Genomic DNA, 25,134 nt, shown 5'->3' with positions numbered 1-25,134 from the left:
TCCCCCAGCTTGTGGAGGAAGGCTCTTTGCTGTTATCTTGCAAATCTGATGACACTGAAGATACGGCCGATCCAGATTCCGGCGGCAGCCCCGACAGGGATAAAGATCAGCAAGCCCCACCAGCCATAGGCAGGAATACAGAGCATAGCGGAGCACAGGACAGCGAAGGGCGTCAGCAGAATGGGCATCGCCTTGGAACCGGCGTCCGCCTTCTGCACCTTGGTGAACGGCAGAATGCCGATATAATCATCCCCGGAGAACAGATTCCAGAAGGAAGTCAGCCAGTAGGCCATCATACTCGTCAAGACAATATATAGCAGCCATTTCAGTACTACTGGCACAATAAAGATGGCCACCAGCGACACTCCAGTGAACTGCAAGTACAGCTTGAGATGGGCCGGATTGCGCAGCATCGCCTTCATCCCTGCGGCGGCGAAGCGGCTCTCGGGCAACTTCGAGGCCAGCAGCGGCTGCGACTTGCGGAAGATCCAGGGCTTGTAACGTGTCGGCCGCGGCTTATCCAGCACACGGCGCAGCAGAATCGCTGCAATTCTCATCCGCTGCTTGTAGTCTTCGCGCACATCATTGATGAACGTGCCGCGCAGGCGCAGGCGTGCTCTGAAGGCCAGGACGGTCACTGCCGCATAGGCGGCAGCCGCAAGGAACAGAAGGGTTGGGCTATCCTTCCAGAAGAGCGCAAGACGCAGGTAGATCCCGCAGGGCACGGCCACCGCCAGGATCAGCCACAGCCGGCGGCGGAAGCCCTGACGCTGCACCTTGACGATATGACCCAGCAGCTTAACGGCCCAGCTGCAGGTTATGGTCAGCGCCAGCAGGCCATAGGTGCTTGCCGCGCTCAGACCATAGCCGCGGATCAGAAACGGCAGCAGAATGACGTACACCGCCGCCATCTTCAGCGCAGTTACCGCTAGGCTATAGACCATGCCGCCTTTGAGAATCGTGCTGATCCAGTTCTGCCGCTGCCGCAGGAACAGCAGATCGCCTTCCTGGAGCAACAGCACGATACCTCCGGTAGCCAGCAGAATGGCCAGCAGCGAAGGCACGATCACAAAGGGTACATGGCTGAACCAACCCGGAAGATTGCCATTCCAGTAGCCATAGTAGAAGCGGCCGCCGAGCAAGCCCCCCGGGATGAGAATATACAGCAGGACTGTCCAGTCTACAGCCGTACGGATAATAGCAGTCTGCTCCCGGAAATGGGAGAACAGTCTTCGTCTTAAGAGATTCCTTGCAGCCGGGAACGCAAATGAATTCCGGCTCATGTTAATTCGTCGAAGCAATCAAACAGCGATCCCTCCGGCAGCCCCGCTTCCCCGCGTATCGCCGCAAGTGTCCCCTCGGCGGCAATTTTGCCTCCGGAGATCAGAATGAAGCTGTCGCAGATTTTCTCCGCTGTATCCAGAACATGTGTGGACATCAGCACCCCGGCACCGCGCTCCCGTTCCGCCTCCAGCAGGCGCAGGAAATCCTTGGTGGCCCTGGGATCAAGCCCGATGAATGGCTCATCCACTATATAGACATCCGGCTGTACCAGGAAGCCAAGCATGAGCATCATCTTCTGCTTCATCCCCTTGGAGAAGCCCGCAGGCAGATCATCGCGCACATGGGTCATGCTGAACTGTACCAGCAGTTGTTCCGCCGTGGACTCGAAGGCTTCATAGCTTAAGCCGTAGGCGGCAGCGGCCAGATCCAGATGCTCCCACAGCGTAAGGTCCTCGTAGAATACCGGCTGCTCCGGCACGTAGGCGTAGGACTGGTTCTCGCCGCCCAGCTTCACCCGGGCCTTGGCATGCTTCAGCAGACCGAGCAGCGTCTTGATCGTAGTGCTTTTGCCGGCCCCGTTCGGTCCGATCAGTCCCAGCAGTTCGCCCTTTCTTACCTGGAAAGAGATTCCTGAGATGCGGATATCTCCTGCCTCATAGCCCGCTTCCTCAATCACCACATCAAGCACAGTATCCTCATCATCGTAGTCATCATCGTCGTCGTAATACTTGTTGATCCGCTCCTCCGTCTGCTTCGGAGCCTTCTGTTCCTCTGAGCCTTCTGTCTCTTCCATGTATCTCTCCATCTCCTGTATCATCATTCAATATAATGCGATCATAGCACCCTGGACGGGCCTTTGCTGCAATAATTTTCACCCTTTACTCTCTCCGCAGCCTGTAGCCTTCATTATACGAATAACCGGTCACCGACTTCAAATTCCGCACAAGAATACATTTTTATGCACCTTCAAAAGATTGTTCAATTTTTTATAATTAAAAGTGTGCTTATTGTGACAAATGACATGTTCTTCAATCTTTGTTTGACGTATTGTAAAACTAGATATCAGGAAGCAAGTATTCCAAACCGTGCGGATAAGCCCGTACGATTAACAATAGAGGTGGAGAAGCATGATACAATCCTATGAACGCGATACTCAGTTGACCCTGCATTTGTACAGAGTTTTTGCCAAGTCCTTCAAGAGCATTAACGAGCATGCTGTAACCGGCAGCAAGATCGAAGGCTTCAACCCGACCGCCTTCGCAGTCATGGAGGTGCTCTTCTACAAAGGACCACAGCCAATCCAGCAGATCGGTGCCAAGCTGCTGCTTCAGAGCGGCAACGTTACTTATGTGATCGACAAGCTGGAAGAACGCGGCTATCTGCAGCGCAAGCCTTGCCCTAGCGACCGCCGTGTTATTTTTGCCGAGCTGACTACAGAGGGCGAACGCCTGATGAACGAGATGTATCCGAAGTACTCAGAGCGCCTGCATCTGGCCTTCAGTGGACTCAGCGACGAAGAGAAGGAACAGATGATTGTGTTGCTTAAGAAAATGGGCCTGCAAGCCGAGAAGCTCTCCCCGCTCCCGCGCAAATAAGGCTAGTTAAGGAATCGGCGGTTGTGAATCTATTCACTAATTCAACCAGTTATCAGAGTATGGGCTGCTCCAAAAAGCATGAATCGGCTGCTTGGAACAGCCCTTTGTTTTGAGCGGGATCAACGTGAGCACTTGGGTGGACGCTGCGTGAACGGACCGCATTCAGGCTATGCGCCTGTGTCTGAGCACAATGTATGCTGTTTTTCACATACAATTACAATTTAGTTCATATGCCACGTACCCGCCATGGTATGTGGTTGTATGCATACTTTACCTTCAGCCCTCAGTCACATTCAGCAACCCAGTCATTCTACGAATCACTCATGTGCAACATAAAAATTATATTTTCAAAAAATCGCTCCTTGGGTAAATGGAAGGTCCGCCATCCATTCCCAAAGGAGCGATTTCTTTGTATGTTCAAAAACCCTCTCGATAAATCTCCTAATCAGGAGAATCAGTGCTAAGACTTGAAGCTTAATGCTTCAAAGGTGTGCTTGCTTCCTGTATGGAAGGCACCCCTCGATCAAGGCGTACTGAGATCACCAGAGAGATTACAGCGAACACCGCCATTACGATGAACAGGGAGTGCAGGCCGCCCTCCAGCGCACCTTGCAGACTGCTCCAGGCTTCCTTAGGCAGGACGCTTCCGCTATGCGGGTTAAGCAGCTGGTTAATATCTGCGCCAGAGACGGCAGCTCCTGGCTGTTCCGCCAGGCTCCGGTCAATACTGAAGTTCAACCACGAGCCGAAGATCGCCACCCCCACCGTCTGCCCGAGTGAGCGGGTGAAGGTGTTCAGTGCCGTAGACGCACCGCGCTGCTCATGCTGCACCGAGGACTGGGCGATAATGGTGAAGACGGTCGAGGCATAGCCGAAGCCCACCCCGCAGCACAGCATCAGCACCAGAAGCAGCTGCTGGGAGGAGTCTGCATTCATTAGCGTAAGCCCCACGGCCGCGACAACAATCAGCGACAGGCCGAGCATTCCCGTACGGCGCGTGCCTGCACGCAGAATCATCCGCCCGCCCGCAATGGAGCCCAGCATCCAGCCGACCGACATCGGCGCCAGGAGCAGGCCTGAGAGGGCGGCACTTTTGCCGAATACGCCCTGCACCCACAGCGGAACATAGGTAGACAGGCCGATAATCAGCGTGCTGACCAGCAGGTTCGCCCCTGTAGAGACCGCAATATTACGGATGGAGAACAGCTCCAGCGGCAGCATCGGCTCAGCGGCCCGGCGCTCCACGAACAGGAACACCACCAGCAGCAGAACAGCCGCCAGAAGAATGGACAGCAGCAGCGGAGAGTCCCAGGGCAAACTCTGCCCCCCAGTTGTCAGGCCAAACAGCAGCGCCCCCATCCCCGCAGCGAACAGCAGCACTCCGGCTACATCGATCTTCGTCTTACGGCGCACCTTCTCTTCCTTCAGGTACCGTGAGATGAAGATAATCGACAGCAGGCCGAACGGCAGATTGAATACGAATACCCAGCGCCAGCTTAAATAATCGACTACATAACCGCCTAGCAGCGGCCCTACAAGCGAAGAAATCCCCCACACCGAGCTAAGCAGCCCCTGCGTCTTAGCCCGTTCCTTCAGGCTGTAGATATCTCCGATAATGGTAAAGGTCATCGGAATCAGCGCACCGGCACCAATCCCCTGTATCCCCCGGTAAATAATCAGCTGCTGCATACTCTGCGAGATTCCGCATAACAGCGAACCTGCCAGGAAGACTACAGCGCCGCCTATGAACACGGGCTTCCTCCCGATCAGATCACTCAGCTTGCCAAAAATCGGCGTGGTCACGGCCATCGCCAGCAGATACGCTGTAAAGATCCAGCTCAGCCACTGCATCCCCTGGAAATCCCCTACGATGGCCGGACCCGCAGGACCCGTTACGGTCCCTTCAATTGCTGCCAGAAATGTAGCCAGCAGTACGCCTGTCAATATTAACTTTCGCTGCTTTTCCCCCAGTGAACTCAATGATTCCATACCTTCTCTCTATGTTCTCTCTGTTCTCTCTCCTGCACCCGTATCTCCTTGCAGCAGGGAATACATTACTACATCCTGATAGCCGGAAGCCGTATGCCGGTATTGCCGCAGCAGCCCTTCCTGCCGGAAGCCAAGTCCCGTGAGCAGCCGCTCTGCGCGAAGGTTGTCCGGGTGGCACAGGGCTTCCATCCGGTTCAGCCCCATGCTCTGGAAGCCGAAGGCTAGCACCAGCTCCAGCGCTTCCCGCATGTATCCTTGGCACATGGCTGCCGGTGACAGCTCGAAGCCGATCTCTCCCCGGTAGGCGCCTTGAAGCTGCCAGTGGTTATAGCCGCAGCTGCCAATGACACTGCCTTCCGGCCCCAGGATGCTCCAGCGCAGGCTCTCTTCCTCCGCAGCCCACTCCGCCAGCAGGGCAATCAGTGCTTCTGCATCCTCCACAGAGGACAGAGGGGGGCCATCCAGCCAGGGCGCTACCGCCGGATGGCTCCAAATCCCGAACAGCGCCTGCGCGTCCGCAGGCAGCATCGCCCGCAGGCGCACCCTCCGTCCGCTTAATTCCGGGATTACCCCTCCGCACACATACATGTTCCCGTCCCCTTTCAACCCTACCAGTATACACTCTATTCTGCCCGGGCGGCGCGTTTACCTGTCACTTCCGCTTAACCATCACAAACAGCGTCTGACCCTATGGCTTGCCGCCACACGGTCAGACGCTGTACCTTATACCTAATGTTATGTTACATTCCGTACAGCAGCATTCAGAATTAACCTGACGCACCCGCTGCCTTAACCGGCTTAAGCACCTCAGTGCACAGCACGCCAAGCTTGGCCTGAATGGCTTTGAATTCTTCGATTCCCGTTCCCGTAACACTATAAGCGTCGCCATGGGCGGTGAGGAAATTCTCCTGGGTCAGCCGTTCCAGCTCCTGTTTCACTTCGCGCTCCGCCACCCGGTACCCCAGGTTCTCCAGCTCCGGCAGCATTTCCGTTAGTGTCAGATCCTTCTCATGTGCACAATATAGCATATGGATTCCAATAAACAAGTTCTGTACGTCGGCGCGCATATTTCACTCCTTCTGGCTACTAGCCTGCTGTATTTATAAAAGCATTACCCTGCCCTGAGTTCCCGGAAACATCCTCACTTCTAGGATTCTTTCTTCTTACTCTTTTTCCACTAAGCGGAAAAACCTGTTAATCCTTGATTATACTTGACGTATCACGCTTCCCTGTACTATCTTGATAGTTAACAGTTATGGGATTCATACTGACTCAAGGTACAGGAAGGTGATGCTTCATGTTTCAAGCCATGCCTTATGATGGCACTCGCAGCGAACGGTTCGAAGCCGTTCTCAGCCAGCTCGGGGCACTGATGGAGGGTGAACCGAACGCCATTGCCAACTTGGCCAACGCTTCGGCACTGTTAAAGCTCTCTCTGCCGGACACCAACTGGACCGGTTTCTACTTGTTTGACGGCAAAGAGCTGGTGCTCGGACCCTTCCAGGGACTTCCGGCCTGCATCCGGATTCCGCTGGGCCGCGGCGTCTGCGGAACCGCAGCCGCTGAACGCCGCACGCTAGTGGTCGGCGATGTTCATGCCTTCCCGGGACATATTGCCTGTGATGCTGCCTCTAACAGCGAAATAGTTGTTCCCCTGGTCAAAGGGGACACCCTCTATGGCGTACTTGATATCGACAGCCCGCTCAAGCACCGCTTCGACGACGAGGAGCGCCGCTTCCTCGAACGGTTCGCAGCCATGGTATCCGAGGTGCTGTAAGGCTAGCCTTCATTATCAGCAGCAAATAAGCCCTGAACCGCAAAATAACCCCGCAAAGTGGAGCTTAGCTTTGATGATGACTCAGGTACTTTGCGGGGACCCCAAAACATATCAATTCTTATCTATCAAAAAAGCCGCCCCACCGCAGGAATGATTCCTGGATGGGGCGGCTTTTGCTGCTCTGATTACACCGCCTGAAGCTGCGGCCCGTACCTATGGCGTTACAGCCGGACCGGATCGATATGCCAGATCTCGGCGGCGTAGCGGCTAATCGTATTGTCGCTGGAGAACTTGCCGGAATGGCCGATATTGATGATGGACTTCTTCAGCCATTCCTTCTGGTTCCGGTAAGCCAGGTCAATCTTGACATGGGTCTCCACATAGCTGGCGAAATCCTTAAGCACGAAGAATTCGTCATTGTTGTCAATCAGCGACTGGAAGAGCGTATCGAACTCCTGGGCATGGGAACTGAAGGGGCCAGGGACGATTAGCTGATCCAAGACTTCTTTTACCCGGCCATCGCCATTGTAGATATCGCGGGCGTGGTATCCGCCGTACTGGTAATAATCAAGTACCTGCTCTGCACGGAGGCCGAACAGGAACATATTATTGTCCCCTACCATCTCATGCATTTCCACATTAGCCCCGTCCATGGTTCCAATCGTCAGCGCACCGTTCATCATGAACTTCATATTGCCGGTACCGGAGGCTTCCTTGCTCGCCGTGGAGATCTGCTCGCTGACATCAGCGGCCGGAATAATCTTCTCCGCCAGCGATACAGAATAATTCTCCAGGAAGAAGATACGGATCTTCCCGTTAATGTCCGGGTCTTTGTTCACTACATCAGCCACCGTATTGATCAGTTTAATGATCCGCTTGGCCAGATGATAGCTTGGAGCAGCCTTGGCACCGAAGATGAAGGTCCGCGGCACGATATTAATGGATGGATTATCCTTGATCTGATTATACAAATGCATAATATGAAGCACGTTCAGCAGCTGACGCTTATAGGCATGCAGGCGCTTGACCTGTACATCGAAGATCGAGTCGGGATCTACCGCAATACCGTGCTTTTTCGTGATATATTCAGCCAGATGCAGCTTGTTGCGGCGTTTGATGGCGGCCACCTGCTCCTGGAAGGAGGCATCCTCACTGTATTTGATCAGTCCGATCATCTCCTGTGGCTGATGCAGCCAGCGGGTGCCGATCGACTCGCTGATCAGTCCGGCAAGCTCGGGATTGGCATGCTGCAGCCAGCGGCGGTGCGTAATGCCGTTGGTCTTGTTATTGAAGCGGTGCGGATACATCTCATTGAACAGCCGCATCTCACGCTTTTGCAGAATCTCGGTATGCAGCGCCGCTACACCGTTCACACTGTGGCTGGCAACAATCGCCAGATGCGCCATCCGTACCTGATCGTCATGGATGATCGCCATCTGATTGATCCGGTCCTGGTCTCCAGGATATTTGCTCATCAGTTCGCCGCAGAAGCGGGCGTTAATCTCTTCAATAATCAGGAAGATGCGCGGAAGCAGCTCTCTGACCATGCCGATCGGCCACTTCTCCAGGGCTTCGCTCAGAATGGTATGGTTGGTATACGATACCATCCGGGTAGTCATGCTCCAGGCGTGATCCCAGCCCAGATTATAGACATCCATCAGAATGCGCATCAGCTCAGGGATCACCAGCGTAGGGTGAGTGTCATTGATATGCAGGGCTACCTTGTCAGGCAGGCTGTCAATCGGCAGGCCTGTCTTGGCGAAGGTCCGGATAATACTCTGCAGGCCGGCACTGCACATGAAGTACTGCTGTTTCAGACGAAGCAGCTTGCCTTCGTACTGGGAATCATCGGGATACAGGAATTCAGAGATGGATTCCACCGAACGCTTGTATTCCAGAAACTTGTGATAATCCGTACCGCCCTGAGCGCCGAAGACTCTCGATGGCTGGGTGATGGACTCAGCACTCCAGTTACGCAGCGTGTTCACATGTCTGCGGTCTGCACCAATCACCGGGATATCATACGGAACCGCACGTACAGCCTCATAATCCTTGTGCTCGAACACAAGCTCATCATTCTCCCAGCGGGTGTCCACATGTCCCCAGAAATGCACCTCTACCTGTTTATCTTCGCGGCGAACTTCCCACACGTTGTCATTCTGCAGCCAGTAATCCGGGAGTTCCACCTGATAGCCGTCTACAATCTTCTGCTCGAACAAGCCGTATTTATAACGGATGCCGCAGCCGTGCCCTGCATATTGCAGGGAAGCGAGCGAATCCAGGAAGCAGGCTGCAAGGCGGCCCAGCCCCCCGTTGCCCAGGCCGGCATCGGCTTCGACCTCTTCGATATCCTGCAGACAGAATCCCAGATCCGCAAGGCCCTCGCGAACGACCTCCAGCACACCCATGTTCAGCAGGTTATTGCCCAGCAGCCTGCCGATCAGGAATTCCATGGAGAAATAATATACCTGCTTATCCTTGTCGATCTTGAACTTCTGATTGGTGGCCGCCCAGTCCTTACCGGCATTCTCGCGGATCATGTTGCCGAGAATAATATAAATGTCGGCGTTCGAAGCTTCTTCAAGCGGCTTGCCTAATTTCCCGATGAGTTTCTCGCGGAACACTTGTTTGAAAGTCTCTTTATCGTTGAACAACAGCAGGTTCCTCCTTACAGGATGCATGTATTTGTTGATAATAGTGCCTATTACAACACTGGATCAGGGGAAATGCCCCTAGCGGTACATTTCCCCTGATCCAGATATTATATCTTGCTGCTCTTGGCTATGACAAATGGACGCCTGCTGTCTCCAACGAGTATCCGGTCTTTGCTGAGATGCACATCTTTGTCCATGATCACATTCTCAATCACAGCATTCTCTTCAATGACGCATTTCTGCATAATCACAGAATTAATAATTCTCGCACCCTTACGAATCTGTACGCCCCGGAAAATAACGCTGTTCTCCACTGACCCGGCGATTACACAGCCGTTGGCCACCAGCGAGTTGCTGACCGACGCACTGTCCAGATAACGGGTTGGCGCCTCATATTTAATCTTGGTCTGCACCGGATTCTCTTTGAACAGACCGAAGTAATTCTCCTGCTTCAGCAGCTCCAGGCTGTTCTTATAGTAACTCTCCAGCGAATTGATAACGGCATGGTAACCCTTATATTCATAGGCGGAGATTTTGAATTTGTGGCGGTTCTTCTGAATGGCATCGCGGAAGAAATAGCTCTCGCCATGGGCAATGCAATGCTCCACCTGCTCCAGGAACAGCTTCTTCTCCATAATGAAGATGTCCAGATACACATTCGGATGATGCTTCTCATGGTGAATATTCGTCACTAGATTGTCGTCATTAAGCTCGACCCGCAGGCACGGGTCATGCTCGGGCTGAAGCTCGTCAATCTGCTTGTAGACCATCGTTACGTCCGCACCCTGTTCCAGGTGATACTGATAGAGGTCCTGCAGGTCCACCGTGTTAATATGCTGGCTGCCGGAGAAGACGATGTATTTGGCCGAAGCCCTTTTGAAGAAATCCAGATTGTTATGATAATGCTGCAGGTCGCCCAGGGAGGTGTCCGTAGGGTCATTCCAGTCCGGTGGCAGGATGAACAGTCCGCCATGCTTGCGGTTCATATCCCACGATTTGCCGTCGCCGAGATGATCCATCAATGAACGGTATTTGCGGCGGACGAACAGCCCTACGCTCTCCAGCTCCGCACGCATCATGTTCGACAAGACGAAGTCGATCAGCCGGTAACGGCTGGCGAAGGGGACCGCTGCTCCGCAGCGGAAATAGGTCAGTTCATTTAAATTATCCAATTCATGATCAAGATTAATTACACCCATAAGCTCTTTCATCGGAATCCCCCGCCCTCTTGTGGTTATATGGTTTTGGCTGCTACAGATTTGAGCTTCTTGCTTCGTTTGTCGATCAGCAGAATTTCATTCTCATTCTCCCGGTCGGCGCCGATTTCCATATTATCCTCAATGACCGTGTTCTGACTGATGATCGCTTTGTGAATTCTCACGTTCTTGCCGATCTTCACCTTGGGCATAATGACAGAGTCGGTGATGACACTGCCTTCGCCCACTTCAACCCCGTAAAAGAGGACAGAGTGCTTCACCTCGCCATGCACGATGCAGCCTTCATTAATGATGCAGCTCGATACCTTGGCTCCCGGTGCCACATATTGTGCGGGCTGATTCGGATTACGGGTGAAGATTCTCCAGCCGGTATCATTCAGGTTCAGGGGAGGCGTATCGCTCAGGAGATCCATATTCGCTTCCCACAGACTGTCTACCGTACCTACATCTCTCCAATAGCCTTCAAAAGGATAAGCGTACAGCGATTGGCCTTCACCCAGCATCATCGGAATAATGTCCTTACCGAAGTCATGGGATGATCCGGCGTTCTCCCCGTCCTCAAGCAGATGCTTGCGCAGAACATCCCATTTGAAAATATATACCCCCATCGAAGCAAGTGTGCTCTTAGGCTGGGCTGGCTTCTCTTCGAACTCATAGATCTTCAGGTCATCTTCTGTATTCAGTATGCCGAAGCGGCTTGCTTCCTCCAGTGAAACGTCAATGACTGAGATGGTGCAGTCCGCATTCTTGGATTTGTGATATTGCAGCATCGCATGATAATCCATCTTGTAAATATGGTCTCCCGACAGAATTAACACATGCTCCGGATCGAACTGATCCACGAACTTCAGATTGCGGTAGATCGCATCTGCCGTTCCCCGGTACCAGCTGCTTCCGTTCTCCCGTTCATGCGGAGGCAAGACGAATACGCCGCCATCCTTGCGGTTCAGGTCCCAGTCGCTGCCGACCCCGATATACGAATGCAGCACCAGCGGTTCATACTGTGTCAGCACACCCACGGTATCGATGCCTGAATTCGAGCAGTTACTTAGAGGGAAGTCGATGATGCGGTAGGTTCCTCCGAAATATACAGCCGGTTTGGCAATCGATTTGGTCAGACTTTTTAATCTTTTCCCTTGGCCTCCCGCCAACAGCATGGCTACCATCTCTTTTTTCTTCATGGAAGAGCCTCCTTGACTTATGGGTAATGGAACATGTAATAAATTAGGTTGAATGAGTGATGCTGTGAAGTGCAGACCTAAATAGATACCCTAAAAAGAAGTGTTGTGAAAAGATTTAACCCAAAAGAAATGCCTAGACAGGATGAATACGGGTTGTACGGGGAGGAAAACAGCTGAACGGGACATGTTGTATCCTTATATTCTAATAGTGTTCTATGCCCGCCGTAAAAAACCCTTTATTACCTGAACTAAACTGTTTAAATTTATAACTATATTTCATATTCATGGCGCGATAAGTCACTATAATTAGATTAACCATTATGATTAACCGCAATCAGCCGGGATGAATCGAATCCGTGGCTCCAAAGGCCTATTTTCAGCAAACGTTCAACCGGGGAATTCATACTATGGACATACTACACTAATTTCACTTACTCAAAATGGAGGAAATGCCAATGAAAGCGACACAAGGTATCCGGCTACTCCTGGTGGATGATGAGCCTCATATCCTTCAGTTTCTGGAGCTGGGCCTAATGAACGAAGGCTTTGAGGTACAAACCGCCGCAGATGGCGCTGAAGCCCTGGCAACGGCAGCCGACTTTAAGCCGCATGTTGTTATCCTTGATGTAATGATGCCCGGTATGGACGGATTCGAGGTCTGCCGGTGCCTCCGTTCCGAGGAAGCGGAGGTGGCGATCATCATGCTGACCGCCAAGGATGAGGTGGACGACCGCGTGGCGGGCCTGTCTCTGGGCGCAGATGATTACATGGTGAAGCCGTTCAGCTTCGAGGAGCTGCTGGCCCGGATTCAGGCCCGGCTGCGCAACCAGTTTCCCGGCCTGCTCGGTGAGGTCCGGTGCGGCCCCTTCCGGATTGACGGCCGCCGCAAGGAGATCCGCCATAAGGAGGAGGTGCTGGAGCTGTCTCCGACTGAATATGAGCTGCTGCAGTATCTGGTGATCAACCACGGACTGGTCCTGAGCAAGCCGATGATTCTCGACAAGGTGTGGGGCTATGACTTCGGCGGGGAGGAGAATATCGTGGAGGTCTATATCCGCTCCCTCCGGGAGAAGCTCGGCGACAAGGAGCACCGGATCATCCGCACCCTGCGCGGGGCGGGGTACCGGGTGGATCTGGTATGACTGCCCGGACCCGTAGATTCACAGGCAGATTCCATGCTCCGCGTTCCCTGCGCAAGCAGCTGCTCGCCGCCTCGCTGCTCATTCTTTCAGGATTGCTTATACTGATCGGCACACTCCAGTATGTACTCATGCGGAATTTCATATACAGCAACCGGGCGGAGGCGATGGAGACCCAGATACGCTCTGTGCCATTTGAAATCTTCAATAATGCAGGTAACAGACGGCCAGGGGGAGACCGGCGCCCCCTGCTGCTCGACGCCCATACTACCCTCGCTATCTATAATCAGGACGGCAGCTTCATGGATTTGAAGGAAGAGACCCTGTCCGCTTCGCCTGCACCAAGAATGAGTAATGAGGCCTATGACCAGCTGTTGAAGCTCCCCCAGGACAAGAGGGGCGGGAGTTACCAGCTGATTCCCGCCGGGGATGGCAGCGAGCATCTGGCGGTCTTCATGAATCTGGGCAGGCCCGGAGCTGCCCGGATGCTTCTGCAGATGACGGTGGAGACCGGACCGCTGAAGGATGTCATCCTGCAGCAGCTGCTTATCTTCGGCGCATTGTCGGTAACGGCTCTGCTGGCCGGGCTGCTGCTGTATTTGCCTGCGCTGCGCAAAACGCTGGTCCCCTTATCCAACATGGGGCGTTCGGCCCAGATTATCGATGCCGGCAACCTGAATGTGCGGTTCCCTGAGGAGCAGGGCCAGCTTGAGATCGACCAGCTCGCCCAGTCCTTCAACGGCATGCTGGAGCGGCTGGAGATTTCGTTCAAGAATGAGCGGGAGGCGAAAGAGCAGATGCGCCGGTTCGCCGCAGATGCTTCCCATGAACTGCGAACGCCGCTGACATCCATCTACGGCTTCCTGGAGGTCCTTCTGCGCGGAGCTGCCGATAACCGGGAACAGCTCTACAGCGCGCTGAACAGCATGCACGGTGAAGCCAAGCGCATCAACAAGCTGGTGGAGGACCTGCTTCTGCTCGCCCGGATGGACGGCGCACCCCGGCTGCGGGTCAAGCAGGTACTGCTGGGCGAGCTGATCGACGACATGCAGGCGCAGCTCCGGGTGCTGGCCGGAGAGCGGCAGGTCGTCTTCGACCTGGCCTGCGGCATCCGTTGCCTGGTTGATCCTGACCAGATCAGACAGGTCCTTCTTAATCTATTCCACAATGCGGTTCAGCATACCGATGCGCTCAAGGGCATCATCCACATATCGCTACACGCCGGGGGAGAATTAGCAGAGCTTACCGTGAAGGATAACGGCTCCGGCATCTCTGCGGAGCATCTCCCGCATGTGTTCGACCGCTTCTACCGCAGCGATTCCTCCCGCACACGCAAATACGGCGGCTCCGGGCTTGGATTATCGATTACGAGGTCCATTGCCGAAGCTCATCAGGGAGAAGTTACTGTATCCAGCCCCCCGGGTGAGGGGGCTGCCTTCAAGGTCTCTCTTCCATGTCTGCGGAATTAGCCAATGAGCTGTAAATAGCGATATAATAGTTCTGCGAAGTGTATGCTTCCGAAGCGAGTTTTGCGATGTGATTCAACGAGGTTTATGCTATCAAAACTTAAGTGTATGCTTTCAAAACTTTTAGGAGGTTATCTCATGTACGAAATCGCCATTATCGGTGCCGGCCCTGCCGGTGCAAGCGCCGCCCTGTTCGCTGCCAAGGCCGGCAAAAAAACACTGCTGATTGACAACGACAAAGGTATGACCCGCAGAGGCTGGTATGAGAATTATTACGGAATTAGCGAGATCGGTGGACCTGATCTGGTAGAAACCGGACATAAGCAGGCTGTGAAGTTCGGGGCCGAGCTGGTTGCCGGACAGGCGACGTCGCTTGAAGCCAGCGGTGAGGGCTTCGTCATCGGGACAGAGAGCGGGGCTACTTATGAAGCTAAGCATGTCGTGCTGGCGACAGGTGTTCTGACGGATCTGGCTGCCGCAGCCGGGGTAACGACCAAAGAAGGTACGGAGCCAAGAATCAAGACGGTGATTGCCGCCACACCGGAAGGCAGAACCAATATCGACGGGATCTGGGCCGCCGGAACCGTTGCCGGAATGAGTGTCCACGCCATAATCACTGCCGGGGATGGCGCCAAGGTTGCCGTCAACATTATCAGTGAGCTGAACGGCGCACGTTATGTCGATCATGATTTGCTGAAGGCTTAGCAGAGACTACATAAGAAACGCCTTTCCTTAGAGAGGAGAGGCGTTTCTTTTTTACGAAATATTGTTATTTGTTGAGACTGGCGACTCTCTGCTCCTGTGCGCTCTGCTGCGGCCTGCCGCTGTAGAACTCCTGAACGATGTAGAGGGGACGGCCCTTCGATTCATCATAGATCCGTCCGACATACTCGCCCAGAATACCCAGCATGAGCAGCACGAACCCGTTGAAGGTTAAGGTGATTCCGATCATCGATGCCCAGCCCTTCACGGCTGCGTCTGTAAAGAGTGCCAGGTACAGCACATACAGCAGGTACAGAAAACCGGATACGGACAGCAGCGCTCCAAGAACACCCGCCAGCTTCAGCGGCTTATAAGAGAAGGAGGTAATGCCGTCCAGTGACAGCTTCAGCATCCGCCCTAACGGATATTTAGTCTCTCCGGCCAGCCGCTCCTCCCGCTCGTATTCTATCGCCTTCTGCCGGAATCCAACCCAGCTGACCAGACCGCGTACGAAGCGGTTCTTCTCCGGCAGACGCTTCAGCTCGTCGCAGACCCTGCGGTCCATCAGGCGGAAATCGCCAGTGTCCACCGGAATAGAGATATCTGTCGAATAACGCAGCACCCGGTAAAATAAGCTGGCCGACCACTTTTTGAACAGGGACTCTCCGTTTCGCTTGATCCGCTTGGCATATACGACCTGGTAGCCTTGCTTCCACTCCGAAATCATCTCCGGAATCAACTCGGGCGGGTCCTGCAGATCCGCGTCAATGATCACAACCGCATCGCCCAGCGCATAATCCATCCCTGCGGTAATAGCAACCTGATGCCCGAAATTGCGGGACAGATCGATCAGCTTCACACTTTCATCCCAATAGCTGTATTCCTCGATCATCTGCGCGCAATTGTCCGTGCTGCCGTCATTAATGAAGATCAGCTCGTAAGGCTCGCCTGTTGTGCCCATTACTTTTTTGATGCGCCGGTAGGTTTCCTGAATAACAGCCTCTTCATTGAACATCGGTATAATAATGGAATAGCGCACTTGGATACTCATGGGCAGCTCCTCCTCAAAAGTAGTAAGGAAGCGCGCCGGCACAGGGCCGGATATACGCGCTTCTTGTTCTCCTGCTCCCGCAGGTTAGTCCAGGGTTATCTCGTAAAGGGTTCCGGCATTGCCGCTGCTCTGTGTTCCCTGCCAGTCTGCGGCCGGAACCTCCGTGCCGTTCTTGGTGATCCATTCCGTAATCTCCGAGCTGCCGCCCCTCATTCCGCCCATGCCGCCGCTGACCAGGAAGTACTTCACCTGCCCGCTCTCTATAAGCTCCTTCAGGCTGTCCGGGGTGTAAGGCGTATCTGACGCATTGAAGCCGTTCAGGATAACAACCTGCTCCCCTTCGTCGATGATATACGGGCCTGCTGTTCCATAATCCATCGCTGCGAACAGATATTTCTCGCCGGTATTATGCTCCTTGAGAAAGCCCAGCAGAGACTCATTAATACCAGCGGCGTTATTTCTTCCCCCCATGCCGCCCATGTTGGCTATGTTGGGCATGTTGGGCATGTTGCCCCTTGCGCTCATCCCGAAGGAGCTGCCGCTATCCGGCCCTGCTGCAGGCGTCATGCTGTTATTGCCATAGACAATCGGTGTGAATGCCCAGTAGAGCGGGCCAATCAGCAGCACCAGGAACCCTGTTACCGCAGCGGCATGTAACCAGGAAGGCTTACCCTGTACCGCCTTCAGCAGCCGCAGAATGATTAGCACTACTGTCATTGCAATACCTGCTGCCAGTATGCCCACGGACCACCCGCTGCCGATGGTATCGTTATACGGACGGATAATGTACACCTCAAGCACCGTTGTAGCCAGCACCGCTGCGGGCAGCAGCCAGGACAGCCAGGTCTTCCGCTCCTTATAGTAGCTCCAGAGCTGAGACCAGCCTGCACCTGCCAGCGCCGCCACCGGCGGAGCCATCATGATCAGGTAGTACTGGTGGAAGAAGCCGGCGATGCTGAAGAATCCCATGACCGGAATCAGCCAGGCCAACCAGAACAGGGCTTCCTTATGCTGCCGGGTGAAGCTCCTGCGGCGCAGGCTGGCCAAGATCCCGATGCTGCCGAACAGCACGAACGGCAGCATCCAGCTCGCCTGGCCGGACAGCTCCTGCTGGAACAGCCGCAGCGGACCAGCAGTGCCTGTGTTGAACATCCCGCCACCGCCCATCCCACCGCGTCCGTTCGGGCTTCCGAACCCGCCGAATCCGCCGCTCTCTCCTTCTGCGCGCCGTCCTCCATCCTGACCGCCCGGCACCATTCCGCCACCGCGTCCGTCCTGGCCTGGTGCAGTCCCGCCGCTGTCACGGCTCTGATTGTCCCCGGCGGCGGAATCACGGCCGTTCATCGTCCCTTGCCCGTCTGCGCCCCCTTGCCCGTCAGCTCCATCCATGGGCGGGAATTCACCGCTTAAGTCCGGCATTTCCCCGTTCATTCCTGGCATACCACCACCGCCCAAGCCGCCACCTCCGGCTCCCCCAGTACTACGGTCACCGGTCAGACGGGACACACCGTTATAGCCAAAAGCCAAATTAAGCACAGAGTTGGTGCCGCTGCTCCCGATGTAAGGACGCTCATCGGCCGGAATGGAATCGACAATTACAGCCCAGGATAGAGACACTGCCAGCAGTACGGCAGTGCAGGCTGCCAGGGTGCCGGTCTTCTTTTTCCAGTTCACCTTGGCTGCCAGGAGATAGAATAGATAGAAGGCCGGAAGAACCATATAAGCTTGCAGCATCTTCTCATTGAAGGCGACACCGATGAGTCCGAAAGCTGCCAGCAGGCTGCCAAGCCGGTGGGTCCGGGTGCCTCTGAACAGGAACCATGCCGCCAGCAGCAGTGTGAATACCAGCAGCGTATCAATATTGTTCGTCCGGCTTACCGCTGCTGCTACCGGAGTAGCGGCCATAACGAGCGCTGCAAGCCGTGCCGCCGCCCGTCCGAAGGTTGGCTTCACCAGCAGATAGACTAAGAGTACCGAGCCTACACCGCTGAGCACCTGCGGCAGAATGACACTCCAGCCATGCAGGCCGAAGACCAGCGCGCTTAAGGTCTGCAGCCAGAAGGTTACCGGCGGCTTATCGACCGTTACAGACCCTGCCGAATCCAGGGAAGCGAAGAAGAAGTTATGAAAGCTCTGCAGCATGCTGCCCACTGCGGTTGTATAGTACGTATTGGCATATTGGTCATTCCAGATTCCGTATCCGTACAGGACGGCTGCCAGCAGCATAATCATTAGCAGGACAACATCGATACCCGGCCTCTTCAGTAATTTCATTGTATGATCCACTCCGATTCGTTCATTTCTTAGGTGTATTATGGCATCTGTACCTTAACCCGTAATGAATGCCCGCTGAATGTTTGCTGAACGTGCCGGACACGCCAAATACCCCGCCAGGAGATGTCCCGGTGGGGTATTTGGTAGAGCTACTATTTCCTTTACGGCTTACGGGCCAGTGCGGCTACCTTGTTCAGGGTGTTCCAGTTGCGAGCAGTAAGCGCCGTTCCCAGCAGCTTGTCGAACGGCACCTTGAACAGCGGCGACCCGCTTACACTCACTTCATAGAAGGCATACAGCTCCCTGCCGATCACCCGCAGCTTATCAGCTCCATCCTCATAGGGGCGGAGTTTCTCCAGCGCTTCAGCGGCTGGCTCCGCTGCCATGAACGAGACGTACAGCCGCTTGTAGGCTTCCTGCTCACTCTGCGGGAACGGATTGCCGGCAATAACTGCCTCCAGCTCCTCCAGAGAACGAATCATCACCGGTACTTCAAAGCCGAAGGTCTCCTGAATCTTCCCGCTAATCATCTCGGCCAGCCCCTCGCCGGTTAATGCTTCACTCTCAAATATAACATTGCCGCTCTGGATGTAGGTGCGTACATTCCTGAATGGAAGTGTTCCGAGGGTGGCCTTCAGGTCCTGCATTTTGATCACTTTGTTGCCGCCGACATTAATGCCGCGCAGCCATGCAATATATGTATTCACCAGCACTTCCGCCTCCCCTATACAGTCTCTTGCTTGCAGCGCTATGCTCTCAGACGTCTGCGGATCTCACGGACCAGCAGCTCCTTCTCGGGAACCGGAAGTCCCTCCACCAGCCGTGCGGCTGCTACCGGCAGTATCCACGGTTCGATATCCGCAAGCGTCAAGCCTGACAGTTTCCGATACCTGCCGACATATTGCTCGGTCAGCCGCTTCCTGGCGAACCCCAGGAACCCCTTAGCGAACACGGAAGCCTGCGGAGGCATGGCCCCGATACTGAACATGATTACTGAACGTGCCACATCTGCCGCAGGATTACCGCGGACGCCGGTCATCCAGTCAATGACCCACAGCTTATCGTCCATCAGGATATTATCCGGGTGGAAATCGCCATGGCATAGCTTCTCCCCGTCCGGCAGCCGGGCAAGCCGGGACAGAATCTGTGTTTTCTCCTCTGTCTCAAGCATGGGTGCGGCGATAATATGCTGCTCCAGGCGCTTCTTCTGCGCTCCGGCTTCGCCCATGCCGTCAAGCTGATGGAGGCTGTAATGCAGGGCGGCCATCTGTTTGAAGCCGCTGAAGTTCAGCCACGGCTTCCGGTTCATCTGCTGCAGCAGGGTAGGACCGGCGATCTGCTGATATACAATTCCCTGTTTGCCCTCTACAACTACCCGCTCATGGGGCTGCGGAGTAGCAACACCTTGTTCATAGACCCATTTACTGATGCGGTATTCCAAGTCCACATGTTCTTCTGGAACATCGTCACGGTACAGCTTAAGAATCCTTCCTTCCCCGTACTCCAACACTTCAGCCGTTCTGCCTTGGCCGATCACCTTCCCCTGCATATACGCACCCTCTCCACTAATCCAGACTAACCTTCGTATAATGCTCTACTATAGGAAAAGGGCTGTAATAATGATGCAGCAGCGCCTTCCACTCCTGATACTGGGGCGATTCCCTGAAGCCTACGGTATGATCCTCCAGGCTGCGCCATCTGACAACCAGCAGATACTTGTGGTCATCCTCCATACAATGCTGAAGCTCATGGCCCAAATACCCGTCAATCGAAGCAATCAGCGGGGAAGCCTCCCTGAAGCTCTGCTCGAAGGAATGGGTCTGTCCCGGCTTCACCTGAAGCATTGCCGCTTCTGTAATCATGCTCTCATCTCCTTTTATAGTGAATCTCGGAAAAATTCATGATAAAAATTAATAATAACCAGCAGCACAGCCAGCGATTCGTTGACGCTATCCACCTCCAGATAGTGGTTGGCATCGTCAATTCTATATACCCTTACCTGCTTCATGCTGCTAAGCTCGGCAGGATGCTGCCCGGTGAACATCGGGTCACTCCCGCCGTAGATCACACTGCCCCGGCTCTGCCGGATGAACGGAAGGCTCTCGGGAACAGGGGTAAGGAACAGATGCGAGACCTTCTCGCCCATTCCGGGCTCCGACGCCGCCTTACCGGCAATAATCGTGCCCATACTCTTACTGATGAACAGGAACTGCTCATAGTCGGGAAGCGAAGCAAGCGCAATCTTGCATTCCTCGGCAACAATATCAATCTCTTCGCGCTTGAAGGCTACTCTGGCAGCCTGGTAGCCGTATTCGAGCAGCAGCAGGTCACAGCCGTATTCCCGGGCCAGCTTGCCTGCATAATCCAGCAGCGGCCGCTCGGCGGAATAATTCTGTCCTGGAAACACCACGGCCAGCACCTTGGAGCCTTGCGTAATAAGCTTATGTCTGACCTCTCTGCCCCAATGTGAGGACATTACAATGCTGGATACGCTCATCTGTAATCCACGCCTTTCTTACCTGTTCTATGAAATTCTCTCTTATCTCTCATTATAGCTAACTTCAGCACAGGTTGAAATCCGGAAAGCCCCGCAGGGCGGGGCTGAAGAAATGACGCTGCTCTGCTCTATAAACCTTCCGGCTGCTGCTCTGGAAGAGCCTTGTGCCTGCTGCACCTTTTGCGGACAACAAGCTCGGCTGTAAGCCACAGCAGCACAGGAATCACCACTTCGAACGGGAGGGCATATACCTTGTAGATGTGATACGCGAACTCTTCCATTTCCATAATATTGGAATAGATGAAGTCCGACAGATAGATCATGATCAGTCCCATCTGCAGCACTACAGACCGGTAGCTACCCAGCTTGAATACTTTCGCTACCCCGTTACAGGTTACATACAGACACAGACTGACCTTGACGAAGAGCGCCGTAACAAACACAATGGCTGCCGAGCCCTCGATCCGGGTAACGAAATCACCGATATTAATCCGGCTGACCGCCACGTAAGAGGGGAAGTACAGACCGGACAGAATATCAGGGCCAAGCACCAGCAGGTTGCGCAGTGTAATCATAATAATGATAACCCCTGCAATCAGTGTGCTGCTGACCAGCACCCGCTTGGCAGAGCCCTTGGCTGGGATGGCGCTGAACGCGCCCAGGAAGACTACAATCTCGGCAAAAGGGAAGGTGAACGAGCCAGCCGTATCTGCAAGAATAAGGTCTAATCTGGTATGGAGCAGTGGCCTCAGATGATGGTACTCAAACTTGGGTACAGAGAGTAGTTGTAGGACCACAATTACAATCAGCGAGAACAGCAGCAGGAATTTGGCGCTTCTTCCAAGCACCTCGATCCCGGCGTGGACCACCCAGATACAGAGCAGGCCGATCACAAGCATAGGTGCGAGCATCGGAGTTGCGGTTAAAGCCACGGTCTTGCTGAACTCCCCGAAATTGCGAAGCACCAGCGCTCCAAGATGTAAAGCATACCAGATATACAGACAACAGAGCATCCGTCCCAGGACGGAGCCGAACACTTCAATCAGCATGTCATACAGATCCTTGCCTGGAAACAGGACATGGAGTCTCGCATAGATCAGCATAAGGGGAATCGCCAGCAGAATCGCCAGCAATTGGGCAATCCAGCTGCTGTTGCCGGACTGTGACGAGGTTCCCAGGAACAGGGAAGCTCCGGTGATAAATAATACAGCGATGCTGATCGACTGGCCAGCCGGAATAATCTCTTTGCTCACACTCTCCTCCTCCTTCAGCGTCACGCGCTAATATAGCCTTTTGATCCAATCCACAAACAGCGGGGACGGACTGGGTATCTCCCAACGCATCGAGAGTGCGAAGGCCAGCGCGAAGGAGATCAGGTACAGGGCAGAACAGACCAGGAAATCCCGCTTCATTCCCTTCTTCCGCAGCCCATATGGATCAATTACAGCGATCAAGGCATAGATCAACACCACGTAAATAGCCATAGCTTAATCTCCCAGCCGGATGGCCCGCGATGTCTTGGCACTGCTCTGTATCGTCACCTTGGACTTGACGTTCACTTCAAGACCGGCAAAGACCTCAGGCCAGTGATCCTTCAGCTCCGCCCAGAGCTTGGGCTGCTTCTCGTACAGGCTCTCGCCAAAGCCAAAAATATCAGCTTCATATTGCTGCTGCATCTTATGAACTAACGTAAGAATATCCGCCTGCAGCTGCTCAGCCGCCCGTTGCTCAATATCATGAATAGTCTCATTTTTTAAGAATCCGTCCGTGGTCATCACCTCATCCAGCCCCGTCTTGGTTGCCGTACGAATCTCCATCTGGAGCCTGCCATTTACCATTTGGTGCTTCAGCTTGGTCTGATTGGAGACAATCTCCAGGGAATACGCCGGGTTCCCCCGCTTATCATCCACAACCAGCACCCCTCCTTGCAGTACATTTTTGATCATAAGCATCGTCTTCGTCTCATCGCCGCTCAGTTTGCCCACCATCCGGTCCTTCACGAATACGGCGGTGCCTGCCACCCTTTCGCTCTTTTCACCATTTTTCTGATGAATATGAATGATTGGGGCTGTAGCATAAATCCCTGAAGTCTCCAGCTTGTCAATGAAATCCCAGATCTCCACAGCCGGAGCGATGTTCATATACTTCTCGTCATGCATCATCTGGGCTAATTCAAAAGACAGAATCGCTTCTGTGGTACTGTTCAGATTGAGCACCTCGCGGGCCGTCTTCTCTCCTGATATGAAGATGAACACATCCGAACGGGTCTCCGTGTCCCGGCTGTACCAGTCAATGACTTTCACCAGCCCCTCTCTGGCGGCTTCCTCACTGATGATTATTGCCTTGGCGTGACTCCAGAATAGCCTCTTGCCGGTCATAGAGATCATATTGCGGACGATTTCAAACATCGTATTCCCGCTGAGACTGACCATTTTATAGCCCGCCTGAGCCTTGTTGGCTGCCCCGCCAGTATCTACGATCTCTACTGTAAGCAACAGCTTCCCATCCTCATCTTTGTCAATGGCCACCCCGGCTACAATCGCCATATCATCCACCTCGGTATAATTCCAGCAGCCGGTGAGTCCCAGGCTCAACAGCAGCAGTAGTGAGATCAGAGAGGCGATCCCTCTTCGCAGGGATCTCATGACCGCTTCGCCGGTCTTTTCGGCGGCTTCCGTCTCCGGTTGCGCATTCCAATCATCGCCGGCCGCAGATTCATATCCCACCAGGGGGCACGGATGGTTGTATCCTTAATATCCTGCGGGCGGATCGAGCCAACTCCCAGCATGTAAGAGACCCCGAAGGAGCGCAGACTCATCAGGTGAATGACCAGACCGAGCAGACCGAAGAAATATCCGTAGAGACCGAGGAAAAAGGTGGCGCCCAGCAGCGCCAGTCTGGCGATGATCAGCGGCCCGGTCAGCCTTGGATTCAGCAGGGTCGTTATCCCTGTCAAGCCCACCACGATGACCATCGGCGCACTGACAATCCGGGCATCCACAGCAGCCTGGCCCAGCACCAACGCTCCGACAATGCTTACCGCCTGCCCAATCGAAGTCGGTATCCGCGCCCCCGCTTCCCGCAACACCTCGAAGATGGTCAACATAAGGAGGGCTTCAACTATGGTTGGAAAAGGCACCGATTGCCTTGCGGTCGCAATGCTTAGCAGCAGCAGAGTGGGGACCATCTCCTGGGCATAGGTCACCAGGGCAATATAACCGGCCGGAATACTGATCGACATGAAGGCGCCCATCACTCTAAGCACACGGTTAAACGATGCAAAATAATAATTGATATAATAATCCTCACTGGCCTGGAAGTTCTCTACGAATACATAAGGGACAGTCAGCGCAAAAGGGGTGCCTTCGATGAGCACCGCAACCCGGCCCTCCAGGATTTTGCTTACCAGTGTGTCCGGCCGCTCGGTATTTCCGACAGTTTCAAACGGAGAGTACGGCTCGTCACGGATCAGCTCGGACAAATAACCCGTATCCAGAATCAGATCAAGCTCCACCTTCTCCAGCCTGTCATACAGCTCCTTAATAATGGCAGGAGAGGCCAGGCCCTCCATATAGCAGATGCAGGTCTGTGTCCTGCTGCGTGTTCCGATTTGCGTGAATTCAAATTTCAGATCCGGGTCCTGCACTCTGCGGCGGATTAGGGTCAGATTGACAAGCAGCGATTCGGTGAACCCCTCCCGGGGACCGCGCACTGCTTTTTCTGTAGTAGGCTCTTCTATCGCTCTGGAATCCCATCCCTGAACATTGATAACCAGCCCTCCGGCATAGCCATCCAGGAGCAGCAACGCCTTCCCGCTGACGACCGCTCCGATCAATCCCTCCAGCTCCCCGGTGGCCGTGACATCAGGCGTATCAATAACGGTCATCCGGATTCTTTCCATTAGAACCTTGGGGTCCCGATACTCTTCTTCTGCGGGCTGGTAAGCCAATACAGGCTTGATGATCCCTGTCTGAATCAGATTCCGGTCCACCATTCCATCGACATAGATTAATCCGCAGCGGACGGGAGCGCCCTGGCTGTTCTCTATGATCCTTACTCTCAGTGTCCCGTCGTTATTGAAAATCTTCCGCAGCCGTTCCACCGTCTCCTCCAGCGAAGGGCTTAGCGGAGGATGCGCGGACAGGGTACCGGCAGCTTCACTGTTCAGTGCAGAATGCTTGTTCTTCACCGCTATCACTCCTGTCAGAGATCTATTGCTCTGATTATCCCCCGTCTCTCTAACTCCTATTCGCCAGAATTTGCTGGATAGGAGAAGCAGAAGCCGCCCGGCCCCTGAATGGCACAGCA

23 protein-coding genes are annotated in these 25,134 nt (G+C 54.2%); 5 read left to right on the top strand and 18 right to left on the bottom strand.

Annotated elements, in window-relative coordinates; translation table 11 throughout:
• Positions 1-32: 32 nt before the first annotated feature.
• Together MKZ07_RS26510 and MKZ07_RS26505 are read right to left on the bottom strand one after the other, a co-directional pair.
• Positions 33-1,301 (bottom strand): ABC transporter permease, encoded by a 1,269-nt coding sequence (locus MKZ07_RS26510; RefSeq protein ID WP_156949730.1) that lies wholly within the window; start codon positions 1,299-1,301, stop codon positions 33-35.
• Positions 1,280-2,077 (bottom strand): ABC transporter ATP-binding protein, encoded by a 798-nt coding sequence (locus MKZ07_RS26505; RefSeq protein WP_083678082.1) that lies wholly within the window; start codon positions 2,075-2,077, stop codon positions 1,280-1,282. Before MKZ07_RS26505 ends, MKZ07_RS26510 begins: the two co-directional genes overlap by 22 nt.
• A 334-nt stretch (positions 2,078-2,411) precedes the next feature.
• On the opposite strand from MKZ07_RS26505, the gene MKZ07_RS26500 reads away from it, so the two are divergent.
• A complete protein-coding gene (locus MKZ07_RS26500) occupies positions 2,412-2,879 on the top strand; it encodes a MarR family winged helix-turn-helix transcriptional regulator (protein ID WP_036700143.1) in 468 nt (155 codons plus the stop codon).
• Positions 2,880-3,353: 474 nt separating this feature from the next.
• Here MKZ07_RS26500 and MKZ07_RS26495 read toward each other — a convergent pair whose 3' ends face one another.
• The 3 genes from MKZ07_RS26495 to MKZ07_RS26485 all read right to left on the bottom strand — a co-directional run bounded on the left by MKZ07_RS26495 (position 3,354) and on the right by MKZ07_RS26485 (position 5,935).
• The gene (locus tag MKZ07_RS26495; RefSeq protein ID WP_036700145.1) at positions 3,354-4,868 is read right to left on the bottom strand and encodes an MDR family MFS transporter; all 1,515 of its coding nucleotides are present in this window, start codon (positions 4,866-4,868) and stop codon (positions 3,354-3,356) included.
• Positions 4,869-4,877: 9 nt separating this feature from the next.
• Positions 4,878-5,456 (bottom strand): GNAT family N-acetyltransferase, encoded by a 579-nt coding sequence (locus MKZ07_RS26490; RefSeq protein WP_036700148.1) that lies wholly within the window; start codon positions 5,454-5,456, stop codon positions 4,878-4,880.
• 179 nt (positions 5,457-5,635) lie between these two features.
• A complete protein-coding gene (locus tag MKZ07_RS26485; protein WP_036700151.1) occupies positions 5,636-5,935 on the bottom strand; it encodes a hypothetical protein in 300 nt (99 codons plus the stop codon).
• 230 nt (positions 5,936-6,165) lie between these two features.
• On the opposite strand from MKZ07_RS26485, the gene MKZ07_RS26480 reads away from it, so the two are divergent.
• Positions 6,166-6,645 carry a GAF domain-containing protein gene (locus MKZ07_RS26480; RefSeq protein WP_036700153.1) on the top strand — a complete coding sequence of 160 codons (480 nt, stop codon included), beginning with the start codon at positions 6,166-6,168 and terminating at the stop codon, positions 6,643-6,645.
• Between the two features lie 221 nt (positions 6,646-6,866).
• On the opposite strand, the gene MKZ07_RS26475 is transcribed toward MKZ07_RS26480, so the two are convergent.
• The 3 genes from MKZ07_RS26475 to MKZ07_RS26465 form a co-directional block, all read right to left on the bottom strand.
• Complete coding sequence (locus tag MKZ07_RS26475) at positions 6,867-9,299, bottom strand: glycogen/starch/alpha-glucan phosphorylase (protein WP_341028568.1); 2,433 nt, start codon at positions 9,297-9,299, stop codon at positions 6,867-6,869.
• Between the two features lie 107 nt (positions 9,300-9,406).
• A complete protein-coding gene (glgD, locus tag MKZ07_RS26470; RefSeq protein WP_341028566.1) occupies positions 9,407-10,510 on the bottom strand; it encodes a glucose-1-phosphate adenylyltransferase subunit GlgD in 1,104 nt (367 codons plus the stop codon).
• 23 nt (positions 10,511-10,533) lie between these two features.
• Positions 10,534-11,697 carry a glucose-1-phosphate adenylyltransferase gene (locus tag MKZ07_RS26465; protein ID WP_036700161.1) on the bottom strand — a complete coding sequence of 388 codons (1,164 nt, stop codon included), beginning with the start codon at positions 11,695-11,697 and terminating at the stop codon, positions 10,534-10,536.
• A gap of 455 nt (positions 11,698-12,152) precedes the next feature.
• On the opposite strand from MKZ07_RS26465, the gene MKZ07_RS26460 reads away from it, so the two are divergent.
• The 3 genes from MKZ07_RS26460 (at position 12,153) to MKZ07_RS26450 (ending at position 15,007) form a co-directional block, all read left to right on the top strand.
• Entirely contained in the window at positions 12,153-12,839 is a 687-nt protein-coding gene (locus MKZ07_RS26460; RefSeq protein ID WP_036700162.1) for a response regulator transcription factor, read from the top strand.
• Entirely contained in the window at positions 12,836-14,305 is a 1,470-nt protein-coding gene (locus MKZ07_RS26455; protein ID WP_036700164.1) for a sensor histidine kinase, read from the top strand. The genes MKZ07_RS26460 and MKZ07_RS26455 overlap by 4 nt, the downstream gene beginning before the upstream one ends.
• A gap of 135 nt (positions 14,306-14,440) precedes the next feature.
• The gene (locus MKZ07_RS26450) at positions 14,441-15,007 is read left to right on the top strand and encodes an FAD-dependent oxidoreductase (protein WP_036700166.1); all 567 of its coding nucleotides are present in this window, start codon (positions 14,441-14,443) and stop codon (positions 15,005-15,007) included.
• Positions 15,008-15,071: 64 nt separating this feature from the next.
• Here MKZ07_RS26450 and MKZ07_RS26445 read toward each other — a convergent pair whose 3' ends face one another.
• The 10 genes from MKZ07_RS26445 to MKZ07_RS26400 form a co-directional block, all read right to left on the bottom strand.
• Positions 15,072-16,055, bottom strand: coding sequence for a glycosyltransferase family 2 protein (locus MKZ07_RS26445; protein ID WP_036700168.1), 984 nt, complete (start codon positions 16,053-16,055; stop codon positions 15,072-15,074).
• Positions 16,056-16,139: 84 nt separating this feature from the next.
• Complete coding sequence (locus tag MKZ07_RS26440; protein WP_036700170.1) at positions 16,140-18,329, bottom strand: glycosyltransferase family 39 protein; 2,190 nt, start codon at positions 18,327-18,329, stop codon at positions 16,140-16,142.
• A 161-nt stretch (positions 18,330-18,490) separates the two neighbouring features.
• Positions 18,491-19,036 (bottom strand): DUF1697 domain-containing protein, encoded by a 546-nt coding sequence (locus MKZ07_RS26435; RefSeq protein WP_341028560.1) that lies wholly within the window; start codon positions 19,034-19,036, stop codon positions 18,491-18,493.
• Positions 19,037-19,077: 41 nt separating this feature from the next.
• A complete protein-coding gene (locus tag MKZ07_RS26430) occupies positions 19,078-19,878 on the bottom strand; it encodes a phosphotransferase family protein (protein WP_341028558.1) in 801 nt (266 codons plus the stop codon).
• Between the two features lie 16 nt (positions 19,879-19,894).
• On the bottom strand, positions 19,895-20,191 hold the full coding sequence (locus MKZ07_RS26425; protein ID WP_076160099.1) for an antibiotic biosynthesis monooxygenase family protein: 297 nt from the start codon (positions 20,189-20,191) through the stop codon (positions 19,895-19,897).
• A 14-nt stretch (positions 20,192-20,205) separates the two neighbouring features.
• Positions 20,206-20,826 (bottom strand): alpha/beta hydrolase, encoded by a 621-nt coding sequence (locus MKZ07_RS26420; RefSeq protein WP_036700176.1) that lies wholly within the window; start codon positions 20,824-20,826, stop codon positions 20,206-20,208.
• Positions 20,827-20,954: 128 nt separating this feature from the next.
• On the bottom strand, positions 20,955-22,079 hold the full coding sequence (locus tag MKZ07_RS26415; protein ID WP_036700179.1) for a GerAB/ArcD/ProY family transporter: 1,125 nt from the start codon (positions 22,077-22,079) through the stop codon (positions 20,955-20,957).
• Between the two features lie 27 nt (positions 22,080-22,106).
• Positions 22,107-22,310: a hypothetical protein gene (locus tag MKZ07_RS26410; protein WP_036700181.1), complete on the bottom strand. Its 204-nt coding sequence runs from the start codon at positions 22,308-22,310 to the stop codon at positions 22,107-22,109.
• 3 nt (positions 22,311-22,313) lie between these two features.
• Positions 22,314-23,471 carry a Ger(x)C family spore germination protein gene (locus tag MKZ07_RS26405; protein WP_036700183.1) on the bottom strand — a complete coding sequence of 386 codons (1,158 nt, stop codon included), beginning with the start codon at positions 23,469-23,471 and terminating at the stop codon, positions 22,314-22,316.
• Positions 23,468-25,015: a spore germination protein gene (locus tag MKZ07_RS26400; RefSeq protein ID WP_235218554.1), complete on the bottom strand. Its 1,548-nt coding sequence runs from the start codon at positions 25,013-25,015 to the stop codon at positions 23,468-23,470. Before MKZ07_RS26400 ends, MKZ07_RS26405 begins: the two co-directional genes overlap by 4 nt.
• Between the last annotated feature and the right edge of the window lie 119 nt (positions 25,016-25,134).

It is taken from the genome of Paenibacillus sp. FSL P4-0338 (genome assembly GCF_038002365.1).
In the GTDB taxonomy this organism is placed as follows: domain Bacteria; phylum Bacillota; class Bacilli; order Paenibacillales; family Paenibacillaceae; genus Paenibacillus_AQ.
Note: the sequence above shows the minus strand (reverse complement) of the source record. Positions and strands in the feature narration are given on the sequence as shown.

Excerpts from the sequence above, each read along its gene's own strand:
- MKZ07_RS26445 (WP_036700168.1), bottom strand. The coding sequence starts at position 16,055 with ATGAGTATCCAAGTGCGCTATTCCATTATTATACCGATGTTCAATGAA.
- MKZ07_RS26430 (WP_341028558.1), bottom strand. The coding sequence starts at position 19,878 with ATGCAGGGGAAGGTGATCGGCCAAGGCAGAACGGCTGAAGTGTTGGAG.
- MKZ07_RS26460 (WP_036700162.1), top strand. The coding sequence starts at position 12,153 with ATGAAAGCGACACAAGGTATCCGGCTACTCCTGGTGGATGATGAGCCT.
- MKZ07_RS26420 (WP_036700176.1), bottom strand. The coding sequence starts at position 20,826 with ATGAGCGTATCCAGCATTGTAATGTCCTCACATTGGGGCAGAGAGGTC.
- MKZ07_RS26455 (WP_036700164.1), top strand. The coding sequence starts at position 12,836 with ATGACTGCCCGGACCCGTAGATTCACAGGCAGATTCCATGCTCCGCGT.
- MKZ07_RS26480 (WP_036700153.1), top strand. The coding sequence starts at position 6,166 with ATGTTTCAAGCCATGCCTTATGATGGCACTCGCAGCGAACGGTTCGAA.
- MKZ07_RS26410 (WP_036700181.1), bottom strand. The coding sequence starts at position 22,310 with ATGGCTATTTACGTGGTGTTGATCTATGCCTTGATCGCTGTAATTGAT.
- glgD (WP_341028566.1), bottom strand. The coding sequence starts at position 10,510 with ATGAAAGAGCTTATGGGTGTAATTAATCTTGATCATGAATTGGATAAT.
- MKZ07_RS26405 (WP_036700183.1), bottom strand. The coding sequence starts at position 23,471 with ATGAGATCCCTGCGAAGAGGGATCGCCTCTCTGATCTCACTACTGCTG.
- MKZ07_RS26465 (WP_036700161.1), bottom strand. The coding sequence starts at position 11,697 with ATGAAGAAAAAAGAGATGGTAGCCATGCTGTTGGCGGGAGGCCAAGGG.
- MKZ07_RS26495 (WP_036700145.1), bottom strand. The coding sequence starts at position 4,868 with ATGGAATCATTGAGTTCACTGGGGGAAAAGCAGCGAAAGTTAATATTG.
- MKZ07_RS26450 (WP_036700166.1), top strand. The coding sequence starts at position 14,441 with ATGTACGAAATCGCCATTATCGGTGCCGGCCCTGCCGGTGCAAGCGCC.
- MKZ07_RS26500 (WP_036700143.1), top strand. The coding sequence starts at position 2,412 with ATGATACAATCCTATGAACGCGATACTCAGTTGACCCTGCATTTGTAC.
- MKZ07_RS26440 (WP_036700170.1), bottom strand. The coding sequence starts at position 18,329 with ATGAAATTACTGAAGAGGCCGGGTATCGATGTTGTCCTGCTAATGATT.
- MKZ07_RS26490 (WP_036700148.1), bottom strand. The coding sequence starts at position 5,456 with ATGTATGTGTGCGGAGGGGTAATCCCGGAATTAAGCGGACGGAGGGTG.
- MKZ07_RS26425 (WP_076160099.1), bottom strand. The coding sequence starts at position 20,191 with ATGATTACAGAAGCGGCAATGCTTCAGGTGAAGCCGGGACAGACCCAT.
- MKZ07_RS26485 (WP_036700151.1), bottom strand. The coding sequence starts at position 5,935 with ATGCGCGCCGACGTACAGAACTTGTTTATTGGAATCCATATGCTATAT.
- MKZ07_RS26505 (WP_083678082.1), bottom strand. The coding sequence starts at position 2,077 with ATGGAAGAGACAGAAGGCTCAGAGGAACAGAAGGCTCCGAAGCAGACG.